Source organism: Microbacterium sorbitolivorans, from assembly GCF_003327285.1.
GTDB classification, from domain to species: Bacteria; Actinomycetota; Actinomycetes; order Actinomycetales; family Microbacteriaceae; genus Microbacterium; species Microbacterium sorbitolivorans.
The window spans coordinates 207246-233050 of sequence record NZ_KZ848475.1; the positions used below are offsets into that span (position 1 = coordinate 207246).

At 68.6% G+C, this 25805-nt stretch carries 21 protein-coding genes; 11 read left to right on the forward strand and 10 right to left on the reverse strand.

Features of this window, described 5'->3' with window-relative positions:
* Positions 1 to 6: 6 nt before the first annotated feature.
* Positions 7 to 2385 (reverse strand): ATP-dependent helicase, encoded by a 2379-nt coding sequence (locus tag DTO57_RS09890; RefSeq protein ID WP_114118069.1) that lies wholly within the window; start codon positions 2383 to 2385, stop codon positions 7 to 9.
* Positions 2386 to 2527: 142 nt separating this feature from the next.
* Here DTO57_RS09890 and DTO57_RS09895 point away from each other — a divergent pair, with 142 nt between their 5' ends.
* Positions 2528 to 3199, forward strand: a complete 672-nt coding sequence (locus tag DTO57_RS09895) for a GntR family transcriptional regulator (protein WP_162785733.1) — start codon at positions 2528 to 2530, stop codon at positions 3197 to 3199.
* Here the strand turns inward: DTO57_RS09895 and DTO57_RS09900 are convergent.
* Complete coding sequence (locus DTO57_RS09900) at positions 3196 to 4164, reverse strand: glycerophosphodiester phosphodiesterase family protein (protein WP_114118071.1); 969 nt, start codon at positions 4162 to 4164, stop codon at positions 3196 to 3198. The two genes, DTO57_RS09895 and DTO57_RS09900, sit on opposite strands and share 4 nt — an antisense overlap.
* A gap of 124 nt (positions 4165 to 4288) precedes the next feature.
* Between DTO57_RS09900 and DTO57_RS09905 the strand changes: the two genes are divergently transcribed.
* The 4 genes from DTO57_RS09905 to DTO57_RS09920 all read left to right on the forward strand — a co-directional run bounded on the left by DTO57_RS09905 (position 4289) and on the right by DTO57_RS09920 (position 8815).
* A complete protein-coding gene (locus tag DTO57_RS09905; protein ID WP_114118072.1) occupies positions 4289 to 5179 on the forward strand; it encodes a Bax inhibitor-1/YccA family protein in 891 nt (296 codons plus the stop codon).
* 193 nt (positions 5180 to 5372) lie between these two features.
* Positions 5373 to 7265 carry a histidine-type phosphatase gene (locus DTO57_RS09910; protein ID WP_229730388.1) on the forward strand — a complete coding sequence of 631 codons (1893 nt, stop codon included), beginning with the start codon at positions 5373 to 5375 and terminating at the stop codon, positions 7263 to 7265.
* A 169-nt stretch (positions 7266 to 7434) separates the two neighbouring features.
* Positions 7435 to 7788 carry an ArsR/SmtB family transcription factor gene (locus DTO57_RS09915; protein ID WP_114118074.1) on the forward strand — a complete coding sequence of 118 codons (354 nt, stop codon included), beginning with the start codon at positions 7435 to 7437 and terminating at the stop codon, positions 7786 to 7788.
* A gap of 34 nt (positions 7789 to 7822) precedes the next feature.
* A complete protein-coding gene (locus DTO57_RS09920) occupies positions 7823 to 8815 on the forward strand; it encodes an SRPBCC family protein (RefSeq protein WP_114118075.1) in 993 nt (330 codons plus the stop codon).
* Positions 8816 to 8895: 80 nt separating this feature from the next.
* Here the strand turns inward: DTO57_RS09920 and DTO57_RS09925 are convergent, their stop codons facing one another.
* From DTO57_RS09925 to DTO57_RS09935, 3 genes are read right to left on the reverse strand one after another with little or no spacing between them, the layout of a single operon-like run.
* Complete coding sequence (locus DTO57_RS09925) at positions 8896 to 10179, reverse strand: alpha/beta fold hydrolase (RefSeq protein ID WP_114118076.1); 1284 nt, start codon at positions 10177 to 10179, stop codon at positions 8896 to 8898.
* Between the two features lie 34 nt (positions 10180 to 10213).
* Positions 10214 to 11584 carry an LLM class flavin-dependent oxidoreductase gene (locus DTO57_RS09930; RefSeq protein ID WP_114118077.1) on the reverse strand — a complete coding sequence of 457 codons (1371 nt, stop codon included), beginning with the start codon at positions 11582 to 11584 and terminating at the stop codon, positions 10214 to 10216.
* Complete coding sequence (locus tag DTO57_RS09935) at positions 11581 to 12807, reverse strand: acyl-CoA dehydrogenase family protein (RefSeq protein ID WP_114118078.1); 1227 nt, start codon at positions 12805 to 12807, stop codon at positions 11581 to 11583. The genes DTO57_RS09930 and DTO57_RS09935 overlap by 4 nt, the downstream gene beginning before the upstream one ends.
* A 166-nt stretch (positions 12808 to 12973) precedes the next feature.
* On the opposite strand from DTO57_RS09935, the gene DTO57_RS09940 reads away from it, so the two are divergent.
* The 5 genes from DTO57_RS09940 to DTO57_RS09960 all read left to right on the forward strand — a co-directional run bounded on the left by DTO57_RS09940 (position 12974) and on the right by DTO57_RS09960 (position 19256).
* On the forward strand, positions 12974 to 14608 hold the full coding sequence (locus tag DTO57_RS09940; RefSeq protein ID WP_114118079.1) for an ABC transporter substrate-binding protein: 1635 nt from the start codon (positions 12974 to 12976) through the stop codon (positions 14606 to 14608).
* Positions 14609 to 14610: 2 nt separating this feature from the next.
* Complete coding sequence (locus tag DTO57_RS09945) at positions 14611 to 15588, forward strand: ABC transporter permease (RefSeq protein WP_114118080.1); 978 nt, start codon at positions 14611 to 14613, stop codon at positions 15586 to 15588.
* On the forward strand, positions 15585 to 16436 hold the full coding sequence (locus DTO57_RS09950) for an ABC transporter permease (RefSeq protein WP_114118081.1): 852 nt from the start codon (positions 15585 to 15587) through the stop codon (positions 16434 to 16436). The genes DTO57_RS09945 and DTO57_RS09950 overlap by 4 nt, the downstream gene beginning before the upstream one ends.
* The gene (locus DTO57_RS09955; protein WP_114118082.1) at positions 16433 to 18010 is read left to right on the forward strand and encodes an ATP-binding cassette domain-containing protein; all 1578 of its coding nucleotides are present in this window, start codon (positions 16433 to 16435) and stop codon (positions 18008 to 18010) included. Before DTO57_RS09950 ends, DTO57_RS09955 begins: the two co-directional genes overlap by 4 nt.
* 64 nt (positions 18011 to 18074) lie before the next feature.
* Positions 18075 to 19256, forward strand: coding sequence for an MFS transporter (locus DTO57_RS09960; protein ID WP_114118083.1), 1182 nt, complete (start codon positions 18075 to 18077; stop codon positions 19254 to 19256).
* A gap of 252 nt (positions 19257 to 19508) precedes the next feature.
* On the opposite strand, the gene guaA is transcribed toward DTO57_RS09960, so the two are convergent.
* Positions 19509 to 21086 (reverse strand): glutamine-hydrolyzing GMP synthase, encoded by a 1578-nt coding sequence (guaA, locus tag DTO57_RS09965; protein ID WP_114118084.1) that lies wholly within the window; start codon positions 21084 to 21086, stop codon positions 19509 to 19511.
* Positions 21083 to 21628, reverse strand: coding sequence for a DUF3817 domain-containing protein (locus tag DTO57_RS09970; protein ID WP_114118085.1), 546 nt, complete (start codon positions 21626 to 21628; stop codon positions 21083 to 21085). Before DTO57_RS09970 ends, guaA begins: the two co-directional genes overlap by 4 nt.
* A 164-nt stretch (positions 21629 to 21792) precedes the next feature.
* On the opposite strand from DTO57_RS09970, the gene DTO57_RS09975 reads away from it, so the two are divergent.
* The gene (locus DTO57_RS09975) at positions 21793 to 22278 is read left to right on the forward strand and encodes an aminoacyl-tRNA deacylase (RefSeq protein ID WP_229730389.1); all 486 of its coding nucleotides are present in this window, start codon (positions 21793 to 21795) and stop codon (positions 22276 to 22278) included.
* Here DTO57_RS09975 and DTO57_RS09980 read toward each other — a convergent pair whose 3' ends face one another.
* From DTO57_RS09980 to guaB, 3 genes are read right to left on the reverse strand one after another with little or no spacing between them, the layout of a single operon-like run.
* The gene (locus DTO57_RS09980) at positions 22279 to 23118 is read right to left on the reverse strand and encodes an SURF1 family protein (protein WP_114118087.1); all 840 of its coding nucleotides are present in this window, start codon (positions 23116 to 23118) and stop codon (positions 22279 to 22281) included. It abuts the gene before it with no gap.
* Entirely contained in the window at positions 23115 to 24227 is a 1113-nt protein-coding gene (locus tag DTO57_RS09985; protein WP_114118088.1) for a GuaB3 family IMP dehydrogenase-related protein, read from the reverse strand. The genes DTO57_RS09980 and DTO57_RS09985 overlap by 4 nt, the downstream gene beginning before the upstream one ends.
* 22 nt (positions 24228 to 24249) lie before the next feature.
* Positions 24250 to 25752: an IMP dehydrogenase gene (gene guaB, locus DTO57_RS09990; RefSeq protein ID WP_114118089.1), complete on the reverse strand. Its 1503-nt coding sequence runs from the start codon at positions 25750 to 25752 to the stop codon at positions 24250 to 24252.
* Between the last annotated feature and the right edge of the window lie 53 nt (positions 25753 to 25805).

The window sequence follows — 25805 nt, forward strand, 5'->3', positions numbered from 1 at the left end:
ACTTCATCAGATTTTCTCGATCGGCGCGACCTTGATGAGGAGCTTCTTCGGCCCGACCTCGTCGAAGCGCACGTGCGCGATGCGCTTCGCGCCGATGCCCGTCACCTGGTCGACCGTGCCCTCGCCGAAGTCGTCGTGGCGCACGCGGTCGCCGGCGGCCAGCTCGAGGTCGCCGTTGTCGCGCACCTTGCCCGTCACACGGTTGGTGAACTCGCTGAGCGCGGCCGAGGGCGCCTTCTTCTCGAGCGGCTTCACGCCCCACCGGTTCTCACGCGGGCGGTTGGCGTTGAGCGCGCGCGACTGCGTGCCGCCGCGGCCGTTGACGTCGCCCGGCGACTGGCGCCAGTCGATGAGCCCCGCCGGAATCTCCTGCAGGAAGCGGCTCGGCATCGCGGCCGAGACCTCGCCGAACTGCGCGCGGGTCATCGCGAGCGAGAGGTAGAGGCGCTTGCGGGCGCGCGTGATGCCGACATAGAAGAGGCGTCGCTCCTCCTGCGGCCCGCCCGGCTCGCCCGCGGCGATGCGGTGCGGGATGAGGTCTTCCTCGACGCCGGTGAGGAACACGGTGTCGAACTCGAGGCCCTTCGCCGTGTGCAGCGTCATGAGCGAGACGGTGCCGCTCGAGTCGTCGAGGTCGTCGCTATCGGCGACGAGCGCGACCTCGGTCAGGAAGTCGACGATCGTGCCCTCGGGGTTATTGCGCGCGAACTCGCGGGTCACGGCGACGAGCTCGTCGAGGTTCTCGACGCGCGCCTCGTCTTGCGGGTCGCGCGAGCGGCGGAGCGTGTCGAGGTAGCCCGACTTGTTCAGCAGCACCTGCAGACCCTCGGTCACCGAGGTCGGCTTCGCGTCTTCCCCCTCGGGCAGGAGGATCGCCTGAGCCTCGCGCAGCACCGCGTCGAGCTGGTCGAGCGCGCCGCGAATCTTCGGGCCGAGCCCGATCGCCGCGCCGTGCGCGATCGCGTCACGGAAGCTGATGTCGTTATCGACCGCGAAGCGCGCGATGTTCGTCTCGGTGACGGCACCGATGCCGCGCTTCGGCTTGTTCAGGATCCGTCGCACCGCCAGCTCGTCGGCGGGGTTCACGACCGCCACGAGGTACGCGAGCGCGTCTTTGATCTCAGCGCGGTCGTAGAACTTCGTGCCGCCCATGATGCGGTACGGGATCGCCGAGCGGATGAAGATCTCTTCCAGCGCGCGCGACTGCGAGTTGGTGCGGTAGAATACCGCCATCTCGCTGTAGTCGACGCCCTTGCGGCGGATCGAGTCGATCTCGTCGGCGATGAACTGCGCCTCGTCGTGCTGCGAGTAGCCGGTGAAGCCGATGACCGGCGCACCCTCGCCCTCCGACGTCCACAGCTTCTTGTCCTTGCGGTCGAAGTTGTTGCGGATCACCGAGTTCGCGGCGTCGAGGATGTTCTGGCTCGAGCGGTAGTTCTGCTCAAGCAGCACGACCTTGGCGCCGGGGAAGTCGCGCTCGAACTCGGTGATGTTGCGGATATCGGCACCGCGGAACGCGTAGATCGACTGGTCGGAGTCGCCCACGACCGTGAGCGAGGCGCCCTGCGGCTCGTCTTCCGGCATGATCGCGAGCATGCCGCCGCCGAGATCCATGCTCTCGCCCTGCACGGGCTTCGTGAGCTCGCGGATCAGCTGGTACTGCGCGTGGTTGGTGTCTTGGTACTCGTCGACGAGGATGTGCGTGAAGCGGCGGCGATACTTATCTGCGACGTCGGGGAACGCGCGGAAGAGGTAGACCGTCTGCGCGAGCAGGTCGTCGAAGTCGAAGGCGTTGGCCTTGCGGAGCTGGCGCTGGTAGTCGTGGAAGATCTCGCTGAACACGCGCTCGGCCGGGTCGCTCATGTTCGCCTGGCGCGCGTGCGACTCGGCGTCTTGCAGCTCGTTCTTCAGCTTCGAGATGCGGCTCTGCACGCCCGCGGGCGTGAGCCCGAAGGTCTCTGCCTCGTGCTCCTTCACGAGCCGCTTCATGAGCGCGCGCACGTCGCCTGAGTCGTAAATCGTGAACGACTTCGTGAAGCCGAAGTGATCGGCCTCGCGGCGCAGGATCCGTACGCACGCCGAGTGGAACGTGGAGATCCACATGCCCTTCGCGCGCTCGCCCACGAGCTGCTCGACACGCTCGCGCATCTCGCCCGCGGCCTTGTTCGTGAAGGTGATCGCGAGGATCTGGCTCGGCCACGCCTCCTTCGATTCGAGGAGCGAGGCGATGCGGTGCGTGAGCACGCGAGTCTTTCCGGATCCGGCGCCCGCCACGATGAGCAGGGCCGGGCCGCGATACGTGACGGCGTCTCGCTGGGGCGGATTCAGCCCCTCGAGGAGCGGGTCTCGATCGGAAAAAAGAGTGACATCAGATGCATCAGCCATGGCAGATTCGAGTCTATGAGAGACCGCTGACAATCAAACCGATCGGGCCTGCCACGGCACGCGCATAAACATCGGCAAGTATCATCTCGATAACAAACTTTCCCGTTTGGGGGATCTTATGGAACGAAGCGGATATAACAACATGGACATCCAGCCGAAACGACTCGCCGACGTCGTTTACGACAAGTTGTGCGAGGCCGTGGTCGATGGCACGCTCGCTCCGGGCCAGCGCGTCCGAGACGGCGACCTTGCCGAACAACTCGGAGTTTCTCGAATGCCCGTGCGCGAGGCGCTGCAGCGTCTCGAGCGCCAGGGCCTGATCGAAATGATCGCGAGCCGGTTCACGCGCGTCACGGCCGTCACGGCCGAGATGCCCGCGCAATCGCTCGAGTTCCTCGGCTACCAGCTCGGGATCAGCCTGCGCCTCGCGCTGCCCCGCATGAACGACGAGGAGCGCGCCGAAGCAGCGGAGCTCGCGCGCGAAACGGGCGGACACGTGACGACCGACGCGCAGAAGGCCTACGAGACGACCTCGCGCCTCGGCACCTTCCTCGCCGGCCACAGCGGCAACGCGCTCTTCGAGACCGTCATGGCCGACGCCTGGCTGCAGGTGACCCGCAACCTGCGCGGCACCTTCCCGCTCGTCAAGGACGCGAACGAGATGGCCGACGACTTCGCGCGCCTCGCCGACCTCATCGGCTCGGGCGACGAGATCGGCGCCGAGACGCAGATGCGCGACATCTTCCAGCTCGGTGCGGGCCAGCCCGGCCCCGCACACGCGGTCGAGGGCCTCTGGGACGACGTCCTGAACTAGGCGGCGCGCAGATCCCCGAAGATCTCACGGGCGAGATCCGGGTGATCCGCGAACACGCCGGTGACACCGGCCTCGCGAATGGCGCGCCACTCGGCGCGCCATTCGCCGTATTCAGCCCGGGCACCGGATCCGCGGAACCGCTTCGCGAGGAAGGCGTTCTCGGGGCGCGCCGTCCACGTGAACAGCTCAAGGCCGCGCTCGCGCGCCTCGCCCGCGAAGCTCGGCGCGTCCGCGTCGAGCAGGAGCGACTTGTCGACGCTGATGCCGTCGACCCGCTCGGCGAGCGACCCGAGGTCGGCGAGCTGGTCGCGGTAGCTCGGTGCATCGGATCCGTGCGCGATGAGGAGATCGAGGGCGACCCCGTCGTCCTCGAGGAGGTAGACGAGCTCGGCATCGATGCCCGCGTCGCGCACCTGATGCAGGGCCGACTCCTCGAACGACTCGATCACGAGCCGGCCGCGGTCCTCGTCCTGCCAGCCGCCGGCGCGCAGATCGCGCGCGACGAGGGGCGCGAGGTCGAGCCCGATCGACGCGAAATAGGGCGAGTGCTTGACCTCGACGACGACGCCCACGCCGCCCGCGCGGGCGATGTCGAGCACCTCGGGCAGCGACAGGATCCGGTCGGTGCCGTCATAGGCCGCGTTCGCGGGCCGGATCTTCGGGATCCGCTCGGTGCAGCGCAGCGTCTGCAGCTCGTCCCACGTGAAATCCTCGGTGAACCAGCCGGTGAACTCGTAGCCCGCGAAGGACTTCGTCGTCTTGAGGTGCGCGAACTCGGGGTGGCTCGCGACGTCCGTCGTGCCCGAGATCTCGTTCTCGTGGCGCACCACCAGAACGCCGTCTTTCGTCGCGACGACGTCGGGTTCGACGAGATCGACGCCCTGCGCGAGGGCGAGGTCATAGGCGGAGCGGGTGTGCTCGGGTCGGTACCCACTGGCGCCGCGGTGTCCGATGATGGCGGTCATCGCGTCAGACTACGCCGTGGGAGAAAACACCTGATGAACACAGCCCAGGCATAGCATTCCGGGGATATCCTGTGGTGACTCGCAACCCTCGCGACACCGCCGATTCAGGAGTGTGACCACAGCAATGGCCAGCGCCGGATTCACCAACCCGTACTTTACCAACGAGCGACCGCAGGGCCAGGGCGCGTACACGACGCCCCTCGCACCGCAGCAGGCTCCCACCGTTGGCGAGCAGGCTCACCTGGAGGGCATGTACGCCGCACCGTCGGCGGGCACCCCGCAGACGGGCCGCATGACGTACGAAGACACGATCGTGAAGACCGTGATTCTCTTCGCCGTGATGCTCGCAACCGCAGCCGTCAGCTGGTTCATCACGCTCGGCGGCCACTTCACCGCCGTTAACCTCGCTTACGGCGCCGCATACATCTGGCCGACGGCCGTTGGCGCGATCGGCACCCTGGTCATTAGCCTCGTCTACGCCTTCCGACGCAAGACGATCCCGGGAGCGGGCCTCGCGGTTGCGTACGCAGTATTCGAAGGCCTCTTTGTCGGCGGCATCTCCGCCATTTTCGAGACGATGTTCCCGGGCATCGTCATCCAGGCCGCCCTCGCGTCGATCGCCGTGATCGGTACGACCCTCGCCCTCTTCGCGAGCGGCAAGATCCGTGCATCGGCGAAGATGACGAAGATTGTCATGATCGCGATGATCGGCTACGCCGTCTTCTCGCTGCTGAACGTCGGCCTCATGATGTTCGGTGTGCTCCCCGAAGGCATGGCCTTTGGCCTTCGCTCGATGACCATCGCGGGGATCCCCCTCGGCGTCATCATCGGTATCGCCGTCGTCCTCATGGGCGCCTACATGCTCGTCATGGACTTCGACGCCGTGCAGCGCGGCGTGCGAAACGGCGCCCCGGCGAAGCTCGCCTGGACCGCGGCCTACGGCATCCTCGCGACCGTCGTCTTCATCTACATCGAGATCCTGCGCCTGCTCGCGATCCTTCGCGGCAACGACTAATCTCCTCGCGACGATGGCCCGCTCCTTCTGGAGCGGGCCATCGTCGTTTCTACGGGCTGGGTTCACGGCGTGTGGAACGTTCCACATGCTCGCAACCGTCGTTCGATCTGGCGACACCGAGCGTTCATTCTGCGCGAGGAACATCCCTGTGTGACGGCCCGGGTTGGCGGGCCCACCACCTAGGAGATCCCCCATGACCCCTCAGCCCATGCGCCGCGCGGCCGCCGGCGCGGCCGTCATCGGAGCCGTCGCCGCGGTTGCGCTGGCAGCGCCCGCGCAGGCCGCCGACGAGTCCGGCACCGACTACTACAGCAGCAAGCAGCCGTACATCGCCCCCTCGCAGGCCGACATCGACGCCTACCAGGATGCGCCCGAGGGCTACACGCCCCTCGCGACCGAGTCGGTGGCCCGCCACGGCTCGCGCGGCCTCTCGAGCTACAAGTACGACGCGCTGCTGCACCGCCTCGCCGACACGGCACTGGCCGAGGGCGGCTTCCTGACCCCCGAGATCGGCGAGGCGTTCATCGCGAACCTCGACGCCATCACGGCAGCCAACGTCGAGAACGGCTACGGCATGCTCACCGGCCAGGGTGCAACCCAGCACCAGGGCATCGGCGAGCGCGCCGCCGAGCGCAACGCCGAGCTGTTCGCCGAGGGCGGCACGATCGTCGCCGAGACCTCGAGCGAGGCCCGCGCGACCGAGTCGGGGGAGAACTTCCTGCTGGGCTTCGGCGCCGACGACGTCGAGCTCGAGCCGCGCCCCGACCTGCTCTACTTCCACAAGGTCGAGAACCCCGACGGATCCGACAAGGCCGAGGGCACGCCCGAGCGCGAGCGCGCCGACGCGTACGAGGCGTACATCGACGAGCAGACCGACGACGACGGCACGATCGCCGCCGCGATCGACTACATCGAAGACCTCCCCCGCTCGGTCGAGGTCGCCGACGACCTGCTCGGCGGCATCTTCACGCCCGACTTCATCGCCCAGATCGGCGAGGACGAAGCGCACACTTGGTTCAACACCGTCGACGGCACCGAAGACGGCGAGATCGCCTGCGCCGAGGGATCCGACCCGTCGGTCGACGCCGACGCCTGCGGCGACCCCGAGAAGTCGATCGAGAGCGCTGTCGACGCCGCGATGACGCTGTACAACCTGTACATCATCGGCGCCGACATGCAGGAAGAGAACGTCGCCCCGCACGAGTTCGACTTCGAGCAGTACTTCGCCGGACACGAGGAAGACGCCGAGTGGTTCGCGTACCTGCTCGACGCCGAGGACTTCTACGAGAAGGGCCCGAGCCTCGAGGGCCACCACGAGACCTACGCCGTCGCACAGCCGCTGCTCGACGACTTCTTCGCGACCATCGATGCCCGCGTCGCCGGTAGCGACGTCGCGGCCACGTTCCGCTTCGCGCACGCCGAGACGATCGTGCCGTTCGCTGCCCTCCTGCAGCTCCCCGGATCCACGGTTTCGGCGCCCGACAACGCCGCCCCCGCAACCGACGCCGACGTGTACAACTACGACGACAACCCATGGCGCGGATCCGAGGTCACACCGATGGCCGCGAACATCCAGTGGGACATCGTGAGCCGCGAGGGCATCGACCCCGCGACGAACGCCGACTACACCCCGCTCGTGCGCATGCTCTACAACGAGCGCGAGATCGCCTTCAACGACAGCTGCACGCCGGTTGCCGACGGCTCGACCTGGTACAAGGTCACCGAGCTCAAGAGCTGCCTGAACGGCGAAGAGACGTCAGAGAGCCCGCTGCTCGCGAATGAGCCGACGCCGGCGCCGACGGCCGAGCCCACCACTGAGCCCACGGCCGAGCCGACTGCCTCCGCCGAGCCCACGGCAGAGCCCACCGCCACCGCCGAGCCGACCGCGGCGCCCTCGGCCACAGCCGAGCCCTCGGCTGAGCCGACGACCGACTCGACGCCCGCCCCGGGCGACGACTCCAACCCGCTCTCCCCCACGGGCGGCGACATGACCGCCGCCGCTTGGGGCCTCGGCGCCACGATGCTGGCCGCCGGCGCGGTCGCCGCCGAGCTGATCCGCCGCCGCAAGAACCAGGGCGCCAACTAACCCTGACGTAACGCGATGGCCCGCTCCTCACGGAGCGGGCCATCGTCGTGTCCGGGTACACAACTCTGCATTTCTCCGCGCGGTCATCTGCGATTCGCAGATGACCGCACGGAGAAATGATGATGTGAGGGGTTGACACGCGCCCGCGCTCGGCATAACGTACAACCAAATGGTTGCACAAATTGAGTTGAGCGAAGCGGAGATCGACCGTGTGTTCCAGGCACTGGCGACGTCGACCCGGCGCGACATCCTGCGCCGCACGATCGCCGAAGAGCAGTCGGTATCGGCCCTCGCCGCGGAGTACGACATGTCGTTCGCCGCGGTGCAGAAGCACGTCGCCGTGCTCGAGGCCGCGCAGCTCATCATCAAGCGCGCCGAGGGACGCGAGCGGCTCGTCCGCGCGGATCCGTCGATGATTGCGCGCGCCCGGGCGCTGCTCGCCCAGTACGAAGACATCTGGCGGGCGCGCGTTGCCCGCCTCGACGACCTGCTGGCCGAAGACTCGGCCGGCAACCCGCAATAACGACCACCCGCAGCACCGTTTGAAGGAGAAAATCATGCCCGTCACCGACGTCTCCACCGACGCTGAGAACCTGACAATGACCGTCATCGCCGACTTCGCCGCACCCGTCGAGCGGGTCTGGGCCGCGTACAGCGACCCGCGCCAGCTCGAGCGCTTCTGGGGTCCTCCCGGATGGCCCGCCACGTTCACCAGCTGGGACCAGTCGATCGGCGGCCACGCGACCTACACGATGCACGGCCCGCGCGGCGAGAAGTCGTCCGGCCGCTGGGAGTTCCTCGCCATCGACGCCCCAACCCGCCTCGAGGTGCTCGACGCCTTCGCCGACGAGGAGGGCAACCTGCTCGAGAACTTTCCCTCCATGCGGATGGAGTTCGACTTTGAGTCGACGCCCGAGGGCACGCGCATGGTCAACGTGAGCCACTTCGCCTCGGCCGAGGCCCTCGAGCAGATCGTCGCGATGGGCGCCATCGAGGGCACCCGCATGGCGATGGAGCAGATCGACGCCGTCCTGCAGGATCTCCGCGAGTTCGCGGAGGGCAAGGGCACGCGCCTCGAGCTCATCGACGACACCCACGTGCGCATCACCCGCCTCGTGAACGGCCCGCGCGAGCTCGTCTGGCGCGCGCACCACGAGCCCGAGCTGATCCGCCAGTGGATGCTCGGCCCCGACGGGTGGGAGATGACCGAGTGCGTCGCCGCGACCGAGGTCGGGCAGTCGTATCGCAACACCTGGGCGCCCGTCGGCGACACCCCCGGCGAGGCCTTCGGGTTCGAGGGCGAGGCGCTCATGCTCGAGCCGCCGCGCCGCTCGGTGTCGACCGAACGCATGCAGGGCCAGCCGGTCGAGACCCTCAACGACCTCAACCTCTACGAGGAAGACGGCGCGACCCTCGTCACGGTGCTCATCGAGTATCCCGACAAGGACACCCGCGACATGATCCTCGCGACCGGGATGGTCGACGGCATGGAGGCCTCGTTCGCACGCCTGCAGCGCACGATCCTGGATCCGGCGGGCGCGGAGGGCTAATTCCTCACCTTCCCGCCGGGCCGTCAATTCTCCGCGCGGTCATCTGCGATTCGCAGATGACCGCGCGGAGAATTGCAGTTTTAGAGGGCCCCGCCCTCCTGCTCCACGCGGGTCATGAGGGTGCGGACGATCTGCGGATCCTGGCGCAGGCCGTCGTGCTCGAACTCGTTCGTAATCCAGAGGTGCATGTTCGGCACGGCGTCGCGGGTCTGCTCCGCGAACTCGATCGGCACGAACATGTCGTCGTGGTACATCGCCGCCGCGACCGGCACCTCGTTCTTCGCGAGCTGGCCGAGGTCGTACAACTCGGGGTGATCGGTGCGCTCGTGCAGCGCGAGGGCGGCGTCGCGGAAGGGCCGGAGCGAGGCGATCTCGTCGAACTGCCACGGGAAGAACATCTCGCCCGTGAACGGCACCGGGCCCTCGGCGTCGGCCTCGAAACCGCCGACCTCGGAGCGCATGCGGTGCGCGGCCCAGCTCGTGGATCCGGTGCCCGAGGCGTAGATCTCTTCCTGCAGGATCGCGTAGAGCGGGTTGCCCCAGTACTGCGTGCGCGCGTCGACGCCCGCGAGGAACGTGTCGCTCAGGCGGCCCGACGGCAGCATGGCCTCATCGAGCATCCACAGCAGCCCCTCGAATCCGGTCGACATGCCGAAGTCGATTCCGAGGGTCTGCAGGCGGCGCGCCGAGAGCCTGTCGCCCGACGGGAGGATCACCTCGTCGTTCGACACGACGTCGACGATCGTCGTCATCGTGTCGATGTGCTGCGGGTAGCGGCGGTAGAACTCGGCCGTCTTCCGCGCCGTGCGGGGCAGGGTGTTGCGGTAGATGTCTTCGGCGTTCGGCGTGATCGAGGTGATGCCGCCCGTCACGTAGCAAGCCGACAGCGCCTCGGGCGCAAACGACAGGTAACTGAGCGTCAGGAAGCCGCCGTAGCTCTGCCCGAGCGTCTGCCAGCGGGCGCCGCCGTAGACCTCGCGGCGGATGTGCTCGGCGTCGGCGATGATCTGCTCGGCGCGGAAGAGGCGGATGTAGTCGGCGGCTTCCTCGGCCGTGAGCCCCGCGATCGCCGCGCGGTCGACGGGCGTCGAGCGGCCGGTGCCGCGCTGGTCCAGGAGCAGCACGCGGTGGGTCTTCAGCGCCTCGCCGATCCATCCGCCCTCGGGCGCGGGGCGCGGCCCCTTGCCGCCCGGCCCGCCCTGCAGAAACAGCAGCACGGGCGCGTCCTGCATCCCCGGCTTCGACACCTCGCGCGCGAAGACGTCGATGCGGCGAGCGCCGGCCGGATCCGCCCAGTCGAGCGGGACCTCGAGCGTGATGTCGCGAACGCGGAGCCCGCGCAGGGAGAACTCGTGAATCGTCATAAGTCCATGATCCCAGGCGGGCCCGGGGCGCGCCCTAGAGGTTCGCTCCCCCGCGGTACCTCGTGCCCTGGTGCGTGTCGGGCAGGCGGTCGCCGCGGCCGAACAGCCGGTTGCGCAGCGTGGTCGGCTCGCCGTCCTCGCGGATCCGGCCGCGCTTTCGCAGCTCGGGGATCACGAGCTCCGCGAAGTCGCGGGCCGTGTCGAACGAGTGATACTGGCGCAGGTTGATGCCGTCGACGCCGTCCTCGTCAAGCCACTTCTCGATCTCGTCGGCGACGACCTTGGGGGTGCCGGCGACAAAGAAGCGACCCTCGCGTCCGTTGCGGATCCGCGCGAGCGCCTCGCCCGCGGTGAGGCCCGCGAAGCCCATAAGCCGGGCGAGGACCGCGGGGTCGCTCTGCTGCGCCGCGATGTCGTCGACCGGCGTCTCGTCCGGGTAGGCGGTCAGGTCGATCGGCATGCTCGAGTGGGCGAGGATGCCGTCGAGGCTCTTGAAGTCCTGGTAGGTCTTCAGCTTGTCGGCGGCCTCTTCCTCGGTGCGGCCGACGATGACGCCCGCCTGCACGATGAACTTGATGTCGCCGGATCCGCGGCCTTGGGACACGGCCGCGTCGCGCATCTCCTGCGCGTTGCGCTGGAAGTCTTCGCGGGTGTTGCCGCCCGTGAACACGAGTTCAGCGTGCCTGCCCGCGAAGGCGATGCCGTCGGCGGATCCGGTCGCCTGGAACAGCACGGGCGTGCGCTGCAGCGACGGCGACGAGAGGTGCGGGCCCTTGACTTTGAAGTGCTCACCGACGTGGTTGATGTAGCGCACCTTGGCCGGATCTGTGTAGACGGCGTTTTCGACGTCGCGGACGATCGCGTCGTCGTCCCAGGATCCCTCCCACAGCTTGTAGAGCACGTGGAGGTACTCGTCGGCCTTGCGGTAGCGCTCGGCCTTGGGGATCTCGCCCTCGAGGCCGAAGTTCTGCGCGGCGTTCGGCAGGTACGAGGTGACGATGTTCCAGCCGACGCGGCCCTTCGTCAGGTGGTCGAGCGTCGACATGCGGCGCGCGAACGCGAACGGCGGCTCGTAGGTCGTCGAGAACGTTGCGCCGAAGCCGAGGTGCTTCGTGACGGCCGCCATCGCGGGGATTACGAGGAGCGGGTCGTTGCTGGGGATCTGCAGGCCCTCGCGGATCGCCGTCTCGGGTCCGTCGCGGAAGGTGTCGTAGGCGCCCACGACGTCGGCGAGGAAGACGCCGTCGAAGCTGCCGTCCTCGAGGATCTGGGCGAGCTCCGTCCAGTACTCGATGTCGTTGAACTCGTGGCGGCGGTTACCGGGCAGTCGCCATAGACCGTGGGTGATGTGGCTCACCGTGTTCATCTCGAACAGGTTGACGATGAGCTTCTTCTTGTCGGTCATGCAGTTACTGCTTCTTTCTCGGCCGCGGGTGCCCCGGGAGCGCTGAAATCGGGGCGGGTTCCATTCAGTTCAAAGTCTCCCACGACCCTGCGGCGCTGCGCGGCGGGGTTGTGCGAGTGCACCGTACGGGCGTTGCGCCAGTGGCGGTCGAGCGCGGCCTTCGTCGAGACCGCGGAGGCCCCGCCGACCTCGAAGATCTCGGTCGCCGCCTCGAGCACGAGCGGCGCGACGACCTGCTGCAGGCGGTAGACGTCGAGCAGCAGGTCGGCGTACGCGTCTTCCTCGCCGGCCGCGAACTTCTCGCTCGCGCGGTCGACATCGCGGGCGCCCGAGATCACGAGGCGCGCGGCGGCGTCGGCGCGCGCGCTCACGGATCCGATGGTCTCCTGCACGAGGGTGTCCTCGCGCGGCAGGGTCTCGCCCGAGAAGCCGAAGATGCGGCGGCGGGGCCGCACGAACTCGACGGCGTCGCGCAGCGTCGCCTTGCCGATGCCGGCGGCCGCGGCGAGCAGGATCAGCTGGAACACCGACGCGATGTGGTGCCCGCGCGCCGGATCCTCCCCCGACACGATGACGTCGGCGGGCGCGACGGCGACGCGGTCGAACGTCGTCGTGCCGGTGCCGGTGAGGGGCTGGCCGAAGCCGTCCCAGTCGTCGAATGAGGCGACGCCCGGGTCCTTCGTGCTCACCGTCACTCCGACGCGTGTATCGCCGTCGAGCGCCGAGAGGCGGATCCAATCGGCGTAGATGCTGCCGGTCGTGTAGTACTTGCGGCCCGTCAGGAAGATCTCGTCGCCCTCGCGCTCGATGCGCGTCGTGATCTCGGCGACCTCCTGCTTCTCCGACTGCGCGTTGCCGATGAAGTCGCCGCGCGCGATGCGCTGGATCCACGCCGCGTGGTTCGCCTCGTCGGCGTCGTAGCCCGCGACGACCTCCTCGACGACCGCGACGTGGCCGCGGTAGAGGTGGGCGAGGTTCGAGTCGGCGGAGGCGACGAGGATGAGGCGCTCGACCACCTGCTCGAAGCTCAGCCCGAGCCCGCCCCACTCGATCGGGAGGCGAATGGATCCGAAGCCGATGGCCTGCAACGCCCGCACTTCCTCGAACAGCAGCGTGTGGTTCTGTTCGCGCTCGACGGCACGCGCGGCGATGCCGATCAGCAGCTCGTCGAGGGCGCGGTCGAACTCCTCGAGGGTCTTGGGACGGGTGATCGTTGCAGTCATAACGCCCGACTGTAAAGAGAAAAGGCGCCCCGGCGCGACTGTGTGACGCCGTGAGGCGTTATGTGACGACATACGGCGTCGCACGGCGACACAGAGCCGCATCGGGTGGCCCTGACCTGGTTCCATAACTCCATCCCATTCGTCCCTTTCGTCTTGAAGGAACCCCATGAACACCGCGCTTCGCCGTACGTCTCTTGTCATCGCTGCGACCCTCGCCGTCGGCATGTCGATGACCGCGTGCGCCGCGGCGACGCCGGCGGCCTCGGGCGGATCCACCGAAAAGGCGGGCGGCTCGCTCGTGTACCTCGACGCCGAGCTGTCGAGCAACACGCAGCTGCAGTCGAGCGGCACCTGGCAGGACAGCGCGTACGTCACGAACGTCACCGACCGCCTGCTCGACCGCGACCCCGAGACCGGCGAGATCGGCCCCTACATCGCCGACACGTGGAACGTATCGGACGACGGCCTCGTGTACGAGTTCCACATTGTCGATGGCGTGACCTACAGCGATGGCACGCCGCTGGATGCTGCGAACGTCGCCCGCAACCTCGAGTGGCAGGCGAACGGCGACGCCGACGGCGGCATCCCGGCGAACAACTGGTTCCCCGCCGTCTCCGACATCACGCACGACGACGACGCGCAGACCGTGACGGTCACGCTCGAGGCGCCCTACGCGCCCTTCCTCAACGTGCTGTCGTTCTGGCGCACCTCGCTCGTGGCCGACGCGACGATCGACTCGAGCCTCGAGGCGCAGTCGCAGCTGACGGGCATCATCGGCTCCGGGCCCTTCGTCGTCGAGTCCGAGAAGTACGGCGAGGAGATCGTGCTCACCGCCCGCGACGACTACGACTGGGCGCCCGGAAGCGCCGCGCACGACGGCCGCGCCTACCTCGACGAGGTCGTCATCATCCCCGTCACGGAAGACAGCGTGCGCCTCGGCTCGCTGCGCTCGGGCGAGGCCGACCTCATCCGCTACATCCAGCCGAGCGAGGAGGCGGGCCTCGAAGCCGCCGGCATCACGGTCGTCGGCGTGCAGGGCGCCGGCAACGTCAACGCGTGGGAGCTGCACCAGTCGGCCCCGTTCCTCGACGACGTGCGGGTGCGCCAGGCGCTGCAGCACGGCATCGACCGCCAGCAGATCCTCGACGACCTCTACACCGACAACTGGCAGGTCGCGACGAGCACCGTCACGCCGACGACGTTCGGCTACGTCGACCTCTCGGACGAGTTCGCGTACGACGCCGACGAGTCGAACGCCCTCCTCGACGAGGCGGGCTGGACCGAGCGCGACTCCGACGGCTACCGCACGAAGGACGGCGAGCGCCTCAGCATCCTGACGTATATCGACGTCTTCGACAGCACGTCCAAGCCGCTCTTCCAGCTGATCCAGTGGCAGCTCGAGCAGATCGGCGTCGAGCTCGTCATCAAGGAGACCGACTACGCGAACTACTCCGCGACCATCGCGGATCCGGCCATTGGCGCACGCCGCAACGGTTGGCCGGAGGCCGACGCCTGGGTGCGCCAGAACGTCAACTACAACTCGACCCTCACCAACGGATTCGCCTTCCAGGAGCCGGACACCGAGCTCGACGCGCTGTACGAGGCGCAGGCCACGGCGACGACCGACGAGGAGCGCGCCGAGATCGTCGGCGACATCCAGCGCCGCGTGATCGAGCAGGCGTATGCCCTGCCGATCCTCGACGACACGCAGGTCTTCGGCCTGCAGTCGTACGTGCACGACTTCACCACCACCTACGAGGCTCGCCCCACGTTCTACGACGTGTGGACCGAGAACAAGTGACGATGACTCCCCTCGGTTTCTTCAAGCGCATCGGGCAGTCGCTGCTCGTCGTCGTCCTCACCTACGTCTTCGTCTACGCCGTGCTGTTCCTGCTGCCCGGCGACCCGATCGAGAGCCGGATCAACAACCCGCAGAACCCGATCCCCGAGGATCAGGCCGAGGCGATCCTGAACTACTACCGCCTCGACCGACCGCCGCTCGAGCAGTTCTGGACCTCGGTCACGCGGATCCTGCAGGGCGACCTCGGCTACTCGCTCACCAACGGGCGCAAGGTCTCCGACCTCATGGCGCAGGGCATCGGCGAGACCGTGACCCTCGCGGCCCTCGCACTCGTGTTCGCGATCGTATTCGCCCTCATCGTCGCCCTCATCGGCGTCTTCGCACCGTGGAAGGTCGTCCGTAACGCCGTCAGCACCCTGCCGACGCTCGCCTACGCGACGCCGGGCTTCCTCATCGCGCTCCTCCTCCTGCAGGTCTTCGCGTATCAGCTCGGCTGGTTCTCGTCGATCCGCGACGAGGGCTTCAAGTCGCTCCTTCTGCCGGCGATCACCCTCGGCATCGGCGGCAGCGCCGCGATCGCGCAGGTGCTGATCCAGTCGCTCACCCGCGCGGCGAACGAGCCGTTCGTGACGGTTCTTCGCGCCTCCGGAACCGCGCCCGCGAAGATCATCGGCCGGCACGTGCTGCTCAACGGATCCATCCCCGCCGTCACGCTCCTCGGCCTCACGATCGGCGAGCTGCTCGCCGGATCCGTGATCGCGGAGACGATCTTCTCGCGCACGGGCCTCGGCTTCCTCACCGAGCAGTCGGTGCGCTCGCAGGACGGCCCCGTCGTACTCGCCGTCGTGATGTTCGTGTCGATCGTGTTCACGACCGTGAACCTCGTGACCGACCTCATCTACCCGCTGATCGACCCGCGCCTCGCGGGATCCGCCCGCCGCAAGAACGCGGCCCTCGTGCCGGAAAGGGCGCACGCATGACCGCCACCCTCACGCGTACCTCCGGCGTCGCGAGGCGCCCGCGCGTCGTCGGCGTGCTCGACGTCGCCGCCCTCACCTTCCTCGCGCTGCTCGTCGTCGCGATCGCGATCCCCGGCGTGCTCTCGCCGTACGACCCGCTCGCGGCGGCGCCCGGCCAGACGCTGCAGGCGCCGAGCCTCACGCATCCCTTCGGAACCGACTACCTCGGCCGCGACCTCTTCTCGCGCGTCATGCACGGCACGAGCCGCACGCTGCTGGCGTCGACGATCGCGGTCTCGATCGGGCTCGGCGTCGGAACGCTCCTCGGCCTCTTCTCCGCCTACTTCGGCCGCGGCGTCGATGCCGTCATCAGCCGCATCGTCGACGTGCTCCTGTCGATCCCCGGCCTGCTGCTCTCGATGATGATCGTCGTCGCGCTCGGCTTCGGCGCCGTCAACGCCGCCATCGCCGTCGGGATCGCGTCGGTCGCGACCTTCGCGCGGCTCATGCGCTCCGAGGTCCTGCGGGTCAAGGCGCTCACGTTCGTCGAGTCGTCGCGCCACCTCGGCGTCGGGCCCGCGAGCCTGCTCTTCCGCCACGTCCTGCCGAACTCGTGGGGCCCCGTGCTCTCGATGACGACCCTGCAATTCGGATCCTCGATCCTCGCGATCGCGGCCCTGAGCTTCCTCGGCTACGGCGCCCCGCCGCCCCAGCCCGAGTGGGGCATGCTCGTCTCCGAGGGGCGCGAATACCTCGCCTCCTCCCCCTGGCTGACGCTGCTTCCCGGCCTCGTCATCATCCTCACCGTCCTCTCGGTCAGCCGCCTCAGCAAGCTGATCACCGCCGCACGCACGGGGGTTCGCTCATGACCATCGCACCCGAAACCGCCATCGAGATCGCGACGTCCACCGCCCTCGAGGTGCGAGACCTCCGCGTCTCGTACCGGCCCGCGCACCAGCTCGTCGAGGTCGTGCACGGCGTCACTCTCTCGGTGTCGCGCGGCCGCACCCTCGCGCTCGTCGGGCAGTCCGGATCCGGAAAATCGACGATCGCGCTCGCGGCCGCGGGGCTCCTCCCGAAGCGCGGCGAGGTGACCGGCGGATCCATCACGCTCGCGAGCCGCGACGTGACCCGCTTCACCGATCGCGACTGGCGACCGCTCCGCGGGAGCGAGATCGGCTTCGTGCCGCAGGATCCGCTGAGCTCGCTCGATCCGCTGCAGACTATCGGCTCGCGCCTCGGCGCCGAGCTGAAGCGGCACGGCGTGCCCCGCGGCGAACGCGAGGCGCGCGCCGCCGGGCTGCTCGCGCGGGTCGGCATCGTCGACGCGGCGCACAAGCTGAAGCTCCGCCCCCACGAGCTCTCCGGCGGGCAGCTCCAGCGCGTGCTGATCGCGATCGCGATTTCCGGATCCCCGCAGCTGCTCATCGCCGACGAGCCGACGAGCGCGCTCGATGTGACGGTGCAGCGCACGATCCTCGACCTCATCGGCGAGCTGCGCGAGGAGCTCGGCCTCGCGGTTCTCCTCATCACGCACGACCTTGCGCTCGCGCGCGAGCGCGCCGACGACATCGCGGTGCTCCACGAGGGCATCGTCGTCGACCAGGGCGCGGCGGAGCGCGTCGTCTCGGATCCGCACGACGACTACACGCGCGAGCTCTTCGCGAACGCTCCCGCGCTGAGCCCCGATCGCTACGCGTACCTCCTCCGCCCCGTCGACCCCGCGGTCGACGTCGCGATCGAGGTGACCGGCCTCACGAAGACCTTCCCCGGATCCCCGCGGCCCGCCGTCAACGGGGTCGACCTGCGGGTGCGGCGCGGGAGCATCCACGCGCTCGTCGGCGAATCCGGATCCGGAAAATCGACGATCGCGCGCATCGTCGCCGGGCTCGAACCGTACGAGGGCGGGTCGGTGAAGGTCGCCGCCCGCCGGCTGCAGCTGGTGTACCAGAACCCGCTGTCGGCGCTCGACCCGCGGTTCACGGTGCGGCAGCTGCTCGACGAGCCCATCGCACTATCGACCGACCTGTCCGCCGCCGATCGCGCCGCCCGCGTGACGACCGCGCTCGACCACGTGGCCCTGCCTCAGAAGGTGCTCGGCAGTCGCCCGCACGACCTGTCCGGCGGGCAGCGCCAGCGCGTCGCGATCGCGCGCGCCCTCGCCCTGAGCCCCGAGGTCCTCGTGCTCGACGAGCCCACGAGCGCGCTCGACGTGACGGTGCAGACCCAGATCGTCGACCTGCTCATGGAGCTGCGCGACCGCGACGAGCTGACCTACCTGTTCATCTCGCACGACCTCAGCCTGATCCGCCAGATCGCCGAGGAGGTCACGGTGCTCGAGCACGGACGGCTCGTCGAGAACGCCCCGACGGCCGAGCTCTTCGCCGCTCCCCGCGACGAGTACACCCGCAGGTTGATCGACGCGATCCCCCAGACCTCATAGGTAAAATTGGTGGCACAGCGGGCCCTGTAGTTCACGCGTCCCGCACATCGATCTGGAGTCCGCTGTGCCCACCTCCCTCACCGCGCGCCGAAACGCGCTCTTTGCGCTGTTCCTTCTTCCGGGGCTCGGCATCTCGTCGTGGGTGACGCGCACCCCCGACGTGCGCAACCTGCTCGACGCGTCGACCGCGCAGATGGGCTTCATCCTCTTCGGCCTCTCCGTCGGATCCATGATCGGCATCCTCGGATCCGGCCCCCTCGTCGCGCGCTTCGGAACCCGCCGCGTGATCTTCACGGGCGGCGTGATCGTCGCCTGCGGCGTCGCCGTGATCGGCCTCGGGGCCTTCGCCGCGCAGCCGCTGCTCGTGGCGTTCGGGCTGGCCCTCATCGGCCTCGGCATGGGCGGCGGCGAGGTCGCGATGAACGTCGACGGCGCCGAGGTCGAGCGCCTCATGCGCAAATCGGTCATGCCGACCCTGCACGGATTCTTCAGCTTCGGCACCGTCATCGGCGCGATCATCGGCATGGCGCTGACGGCCGCCCGCTTCCCCGTCGGCTGGCACCTCGGCATCACCGCCGCGATCATGCTCGCCTCGATCTTCGTCGCGATCCGGTACGTGCCCGCGGGCTTCGCCAAGAGCACCGTCAAGCGCCGCGAGCGCCCCGCCGACCAGGCGCCGGTCTGGCGCGACGTGCACCTCCTCATGATCGGCGGCATCGTGCTCGCGCTCGCGATGAGCGAGGGATCCGCCGGCGACTGGCTGCCGCTCCTCATGGTCGACGGGCACGGGTTCTCCGACGCCATCGGATCCGCCACCTACGCGATCTTCGCCGTCTGCATGACGGTCGGTCGCTTCGGCGGCGGCTGGTTCGTCGACCGCTTCGGCCGCGCAATCGTGCTCGCCATCAGCTCGATCGTGGCGGGCATCGGCCTCGCCATCGTCGTCTTCGTCGACAACCAGGCGGCCGCCGCGGTCGCCGTCGTGCTCTGGGGCCTCGGCACCTCGCTCGGTTTCCCCGTCGCGATGAGCGCCGCGGGCGACTCGGGCGAGAACCCCGCCGCGCGCGTCTCGTTCACCGCGACGATCGGCTACATCGCCTTCCTCGTGGGCCCGCCGCTTCTCGGCATGCTCGGCGAACACTTCGGCCTGCGCCTCGCGATGCTCGTCGTGCTGGCCCTCATCGCGGTCGCCGTACTGCTGACCCCCGGGATCCGCCGCCGCACCCCGGAGCTGGTGCGCGACTGACCCGGGGTTCCGGCCACAACTGGGACACGCTTCCGGGCATGTCCCAGTTTGTGCGGGAATAGCAGGCCCATTCCCTCCACAACTGGGACACGCCCCGAGGCATGTCCCACTTCGTGCGGGAATAACGGCCCCATTCCGGCCACAACTGGGACACGGCTCGAGGCATGTCCCACTTCGTGCGGGAATAGCGGCGCCATAACAACCAAAAGTGGGACACGCCCCGAGGCGTGTCCCACTTTGTGCGTTACGGGATTACTCCCATTCGATCGTCGCCGGCGGCTTGCTGGTGACGTCGAGCGTGACGCGGTTGATCTCCGCGACCTCGTTCGTGATGCGGTTCGAGATCTTCGCGAGGGTCTCGTAGGGCACGCGCGTCCAGTCGGCGGTCATCGCGTCCTCGCTCGAGACGGGGCGCAGCACGACCGGGTGGCCGTAGGTGCGGCCGTCGCCCTGCACGCCGACGCTGCGCACGTCGGCGAGAAGCACGACGGGGCACTGCCAGATCTCCTGGTCGAGACCGGCGGCGGTGAGCTCCTCGCGCACGATGGCGTCGGCCTCGCGCAGGATCTCGAGGCGGTCCTTCGTGACCTCGCCGATGATGCGGATGCCGAGGCCCGGGCCGGGGAACGGCTGGCGTCCGACGATCGCCTCGGGGATCCCGAGCTCGCGGCCGATCTGACGCACCTCGTCCTTGAACAGGGTGCGCAGCGGCTCGATGAGGCCGAAGTCGAGGTCGTCGGGCAGGCCACCGACATTGTGGTGGCTCTTGATGTTCGCGGTACCGGATCCGCCACCCGACTCAACGACGTCGGGGTACAGCGTGCCCTGCACGAGGAACTTGATGGGCTCACCCTCGGCCTTGGCCTCGTCGACGAGCTCGCGCTGGACCTTCTCGAACGCGCGGATGAACTCGCGACCGATGATCTTGCGCTTGGTTTCCGGATCCGTCACACCCGCGAGGTGACCGAGGAAGGTCTCCTCGGCGTCGACCGTGATGAGGCGCACGCCGGTCGAAGCGACGTAGTCGTTCTCGACCTGCTCGCGCTCGCCCTTGCGGAGGAGGCCGTGGTCGACGAACACGGCGGTCAGCTGGTCGCCGATCGCGCGGTGCACGAGGGCCGTCGAGACGGCCGAGTCGACGCCGCCCGACAGCGCGGAGATGACGCGCGCGGATCCGACCTGCTCGCGGATCTTCGCGATCTGCTCCTCGATGACGTTGCCGCTCGTCCAGTCGGCGGGCAGGCCCGCCGCCTTGTGGAGGAAGTTCTCGATGATCGTCTGGCCGTGATCCGAGTGCTTGACCTCGGGGTGCCACTGCACACCGTAGAAGCAGGCGTCGGCGTTGCCGAAGGCCGCGACCGGGGTCGCGTCGGTGGTCGCGAGGACCTCGAAGCCCTCGGGCGCCTCGGCGACCGAGTCGCCGTGGCTCATCCACACGTTCTGCTCGGTGGGGGTGCCCTCGAGCAGCACGCCGCCGTTGCCGGTGAGGGTCGCGTCGGTCGCGCCGTACTCGCGGTGGCCGGTCTTCGCGACCGTTCCGCCGAGGGCGCGGGCCATCACCTGGAAGCCGTAGCAAATGCCGAGCGTCGGGATCTTCAGGCCGAAGATCGACGTGTCAAACTCGGGCGCACCCTCGGCGTACACCGAGCTCGGACCACCCGAGAGGATGATCGCGACGGGGTTCTTCGCGGCCACCTCCTCCGCGGTGATGCTGTGCGGCACGAGCTCGCTGAACACACCGGCTTCGCGCACGCGCCGTGCGATCAGCTGGGCGTACTGCGCGCCGAAGTCGACGACGAGAACCGGGCGCTGTGCCGTATCGGTGCTCACTGGGCGGCCTCCTGGAGGGGATCGTTGGGAGAGGGGCTTTGGGACGCCGCGCGCTTGGCGGCGGCACGTTCCTCGCGGCCGGCGAGGTAAACCCGGACGTCGCGAATGACGAAGACTTCCATGATGAACGACAGGAAGGGCACAACGCCACCTCCCGCGAGAAGAAGCAGGCGCGGGAACTGCCAGCGCATGAGGCTCCACAGGCGGAAGCAGGCCAGCAGGTACACGACATAGAACCAGCCGTGGATCATGAGGATCAGCAGCGAGATGTTCACGCCCTGGCCGGTCGAGTCGATCTCGCAGCCCGGGATCCAGGGGGTCAGCAGCGACGTCGGCGTGCAGCCGGGGCCCGGGATGACCTTGTCGAAGTGCAGGAAGCCGCGCGGGCCGCCGGCCCAGAGCTCGACGGCGAGGGGCGTGTACTTGAGCACCATCTCGGCGACGAGCGCGAGCAGGCCAACGCCCGTGATCACGCTGGCGATCTGATAGAAGCGCAGCGCGCGGCGAATCTGCGGGAAGGTTTTGAGGCGTGGCTGAGCCATGCCTTCGATCCTAGTCGGGGCGTCCTGGGCAAGCGCCGGGGCCTCGGGCGGGCGCCGAGATTCTGACGATCGCTCGAGAATGTGCAATATCGCGGAAATCGTCAGAATCTCGACCGATCGTCAGAATCTGGGCGCGCGCAGCCCCGCGCGATTACCATCGCAGAGTGAGCGAAACGCAGCGTGTGGAGGAGGCGGCGCGAGAGCGCGGCCTGGAGATCGAGGTTCGCGAGTCGCCCAAGGCGTCGTCGCTCGAGGAGGCCGCGGCGCTTCGCGGCATAGAACCCTCCGACATCGTGAAGACCCTCGTCGTCAAGGGCAAGGGCGAGCAGTACTACTTCGCGCTCGTGCCGGGCGACCGCGCCATCAGCTGGGGCAAGCTGCGCTCGGTCGTCGGCGTCAACAAGCTGCGCCTGCCCGAGCCCGAGCTCGCCCTGCAGGCGACGGGCTACGAGCGCGGCACGATCGTGCCCGTCGGATCCCACACCGCCTGGCCCGTCTATGCCGACGAGCGCATGGTCGGCAAGCGCGTCTCGATGGGCGCGGGCGCCCGCGGATACGCGCTCTACGTCGACGCCGACGCGCTCATCGCGGCCTACGGCGCGACGATCGCCGACATCACGGATCCGATTGAAGAGATCCGCGGGGCGTAGTCAGTCCTCGTCGTCGTCGGCATCGGGGTCGATGCCGGCGAAGGCCTCGAGCTCGCGCTCCCAGGCGTCCTTCGCGAGGCGGTACCAGAGGTAGAACGAGAAGCCCGCGAAGATCGCCCACTCTGCCGCGTAGAACAGGTTGAGCAGGTTGACGTTGCTGTCGGGCTCGGGGGCGGGCGACGAGATGGTCTCGAGCCCCGCGTCGGTGATCTCGCCCGTCGCGTCGTTCGCGACGAAGTAGGGCCGGTAGACCGCGCCCTCGACGTCCCAGTGCGCGAGCAGAGCGGCCGACGACATCGCGCCGATGCTGTGCGGATCCGCGCGGTCGGGATCCGACGGATCCTCGCTCGAGATGATGCGGCCCGTGAGCTCGACCTCGTCGCCGGTCGCGGCGGCCGAGAGCTCGGCGATCGCGTCTTCGGCGTCGTCCTCGGTCGCGGCCCAGCCGATCGCCGTGGCGAGCGAGGCGCCGCCGACGACGAGGCGGCCGGTGACCCAGTAGCCCTCGATGCCGTCGTTCACGCGATCGGTGACGACGAGGAAGTTGTCGGCGTCCCACGTGCCCACGACGTCGACGCGCTGGCCGACGTAGGGGCCGTCGAGGTATCCGCCGGGCTCGACGACGTCATCGAGCGGCACGACCTCTTCGGTCTGCCCCTCGGCGACGGGGCTCGTCGCGAGCGCCCGGGTCAGCTGCCACTGCAGCAGCCACGAGAAAATGCCCGCGACGACGAGGCAGACCACGAGGAGGCCGATCCACCTCGAGCGAAGCATGACCTCGCGCAGGGTGGGCGGAAACTCCTCGAGTTCTACCTCGTCGTGGGACAACTGATCGGTCATTCGTACGGGGTCACGACCACGTCGACGCGCTGGAATTCCTTCAGCGAGCTGTAACCGGTGGTCGCCATCGCGCGGCGCAGCGCGCCGATGAGGTTCGTCGTGCCGTCGGCGGTGGTCGCCGGGCCGAAGAGTACTTCTTCGAGGCCCGCGTGCTGCTCGACGGCCACGCGGCGGCCGCGGGGCAGCGTGGCGTGGTGCGCCTCCTGGCCCCAGTGGAAGCCGCGGCCCGGAGCGTCGGTCGCGCGGGCGAGGGCGACGCCGAGCATGACGGCGTCGGCGCCCATGGCGATGGCCTTCACGATGTCACCCGAGGTGCCCACGCCACCGTCGGCGATCACGTGCACGTAGCGTCCGCCCGACTCGTCCATGTAGTCGCGGCGCGCCGCGGCGACATCGGCGACGGCGGTCGCCATCGGCGTGTGGATCCCGAGGGCCGTGCGCGTCGTCGACGCGGCACCACCGCCGAAACCGACGAGCACGCCGGCGGCGCCGGTGCGCATGAGGTGCAGCGCGGCCTTGTAGGTGCCCACGCCGCCCACGATGACGGGAACGTCGAGGTCGTAGATGAACTGCTTGAGGTTCAGCGAGTCGTCGCCCGACGAGACGTGCTCGGCCGAGACGGTCGTGCCGCGGATGACGAACAGGTCGACGCCCGCCTTCACCACGGTCTCGTAGTGCTCCTGCGTGCGCTGCGGCGACAGAGCCGCCGCGACGACGACGCCCGACTCGCGGATCTCCGCGATACGGCGCGTGATGAGCTCGGGCTTGATCGGCTCGGCGTAGAGCGCCTGCATGCGCTGCGTCGCCGACTCGGCGGGCAGCGAGGCGATCTCGGCGAGCAGGGGCTCCGGATCCTCGTACCGGGTCCAGAGGCCCTCGAGGTCGAGCACGCCGAGGGCGCCCATGCGGCCCAGGGCGATCGCCGTGGCGGGGCTCACGACCGAGTCCATCGGCGCACCGAGCACCGGGGTCTCGAACGTGAACGCGTCGATGCTCCACGACGTCGAGACGTCGGCGGGGTTACGCGTGCGGCGCGTGGGAACAACCGCAATGTCGTCAAAGGTGTAAGCCTGACGGCCGCGCTTACCGCGTCCGAGCTCGATCTCCATGCTCACCGTGTGATGCCTTTCGTCAGCGCGTGTAGTTCGGGGCCTCGACGACGATCTGAACGTCGTGCGGGTGCGATTCCTTGAGGCCCGCGGGCGTGATGCGCACGAACTTGCCCTTGCTCTTCAGCTCGTCGATCGTACGCGAGCCGACGTAGAACATCGACTGACGCAGGCCGCCCACGAGCTGGTACACGACGGCGGCGGCGGGGCCGCGGAACGGCACCTGGCCCTCGATGCCCTCGGGGATCAGCTTGTCGTCGTTCGGCACGTCGGCCTGGAAGTAGCGGTCCTTCGAGTACGAGGTCTGCTTGCCGCGGGTCTGCATCGCGCCGAGCGAGCCCATGCCGCGGTACTGCTTGAACTGCTTGCCGTTCTGGAAGATCAGCTCGCCGGGCGACTCGCTCGTGCCCGCGAGGAGGGAGCCGAGCATGACGGTGTCGGCGCCGGCGACGAGCGCCTTCGCGATGTCGCCCGAGTACTGCAGGCCACCGTCGGCGATGAGCGGAACGCCCGCCGCGCGGCAGGCCAGCGAGGCCTCGTAGACGGCGGTCACCTGCGGCACGCCCACACCGGCGACGACGCGCGTGGTGCAGATCGAGCCCGGGCCCACGCCGACCTTGACGGCGTCGACGCCCGCGTCGATGAGCGCCTGCGCGCCCTCGCGGGTGGCGATGTTGCCGCCGATGATGTCGATGTGCGCGAAGCTCGGGTCTGCCTTCAGCTTCGTGACGATGTCGATGACACCCTGCGACTGGCCGTTGGCGGTGTCGACGACGATGACGTCGACGCCCGCGTCGCGCAGCGCCTCGGCGCGCTTCCATGCCTCGCCGAAGAAGCCGATGGCCGCGCCGACGCGGAGGCGGCCCTGCTCGTCCTTCGTCGACAGCGGGTACTGCTCGCGCTTGTCGAAGTCCTTGATCGTGATGAGGCCGCGCAGCACGCCCTTGTCGTCGACGAGCGGGAGCTTCTCGACGCGGTGCTTGCTGAAGAGCGCGACGACCTCTTCGCTCGGGATGCCGGGGTAGCCGGTGACGAGGTTCTCGCTCGTCATCGCGTCCTTCACCAGCGTGGTCTTCTTGTCTTCGGCCGAGACGAAGCGCATGTCGCGGTTCGTGACGATGCCGACGAGCTTGCCCTCGTCGTCGATGACGGGAAGGCCCGAGATGCGGTACTCGGCGCAGCGCGCGTCGACCTCGGCGAGGGTCTCGTCGGGCGACGTCGTGATGGGGTCGGTGACCATGCCCGACTCGCTGCGCTTGACGCGATCGACGGCCGCGGCCTGGTCTTCGATCGACATGTTGCGGTGCAGGATGCCGATGCCGCCCTGGCGCGCGAGGGCGATCGCCATGCGGGCCTCGGTCACGGTGTCCATGGCTGCGGAGAGCAGGGGAACCTGCACGCGGATCCGCTTCGTCAGCTGCGAGGACGTATCCGCCTCGCTCGGGATGACGTCGGTGTGCCCGGGCAGGAGCAGCACGTCGTCATAGGTGAGACCGATAAAGCCGAAGGGATCGTTTTGCGTCATTATGTGACTCTCCTGCAGGTGCGCGGCGTTTCCGCCCATTGTATGGCCGATAA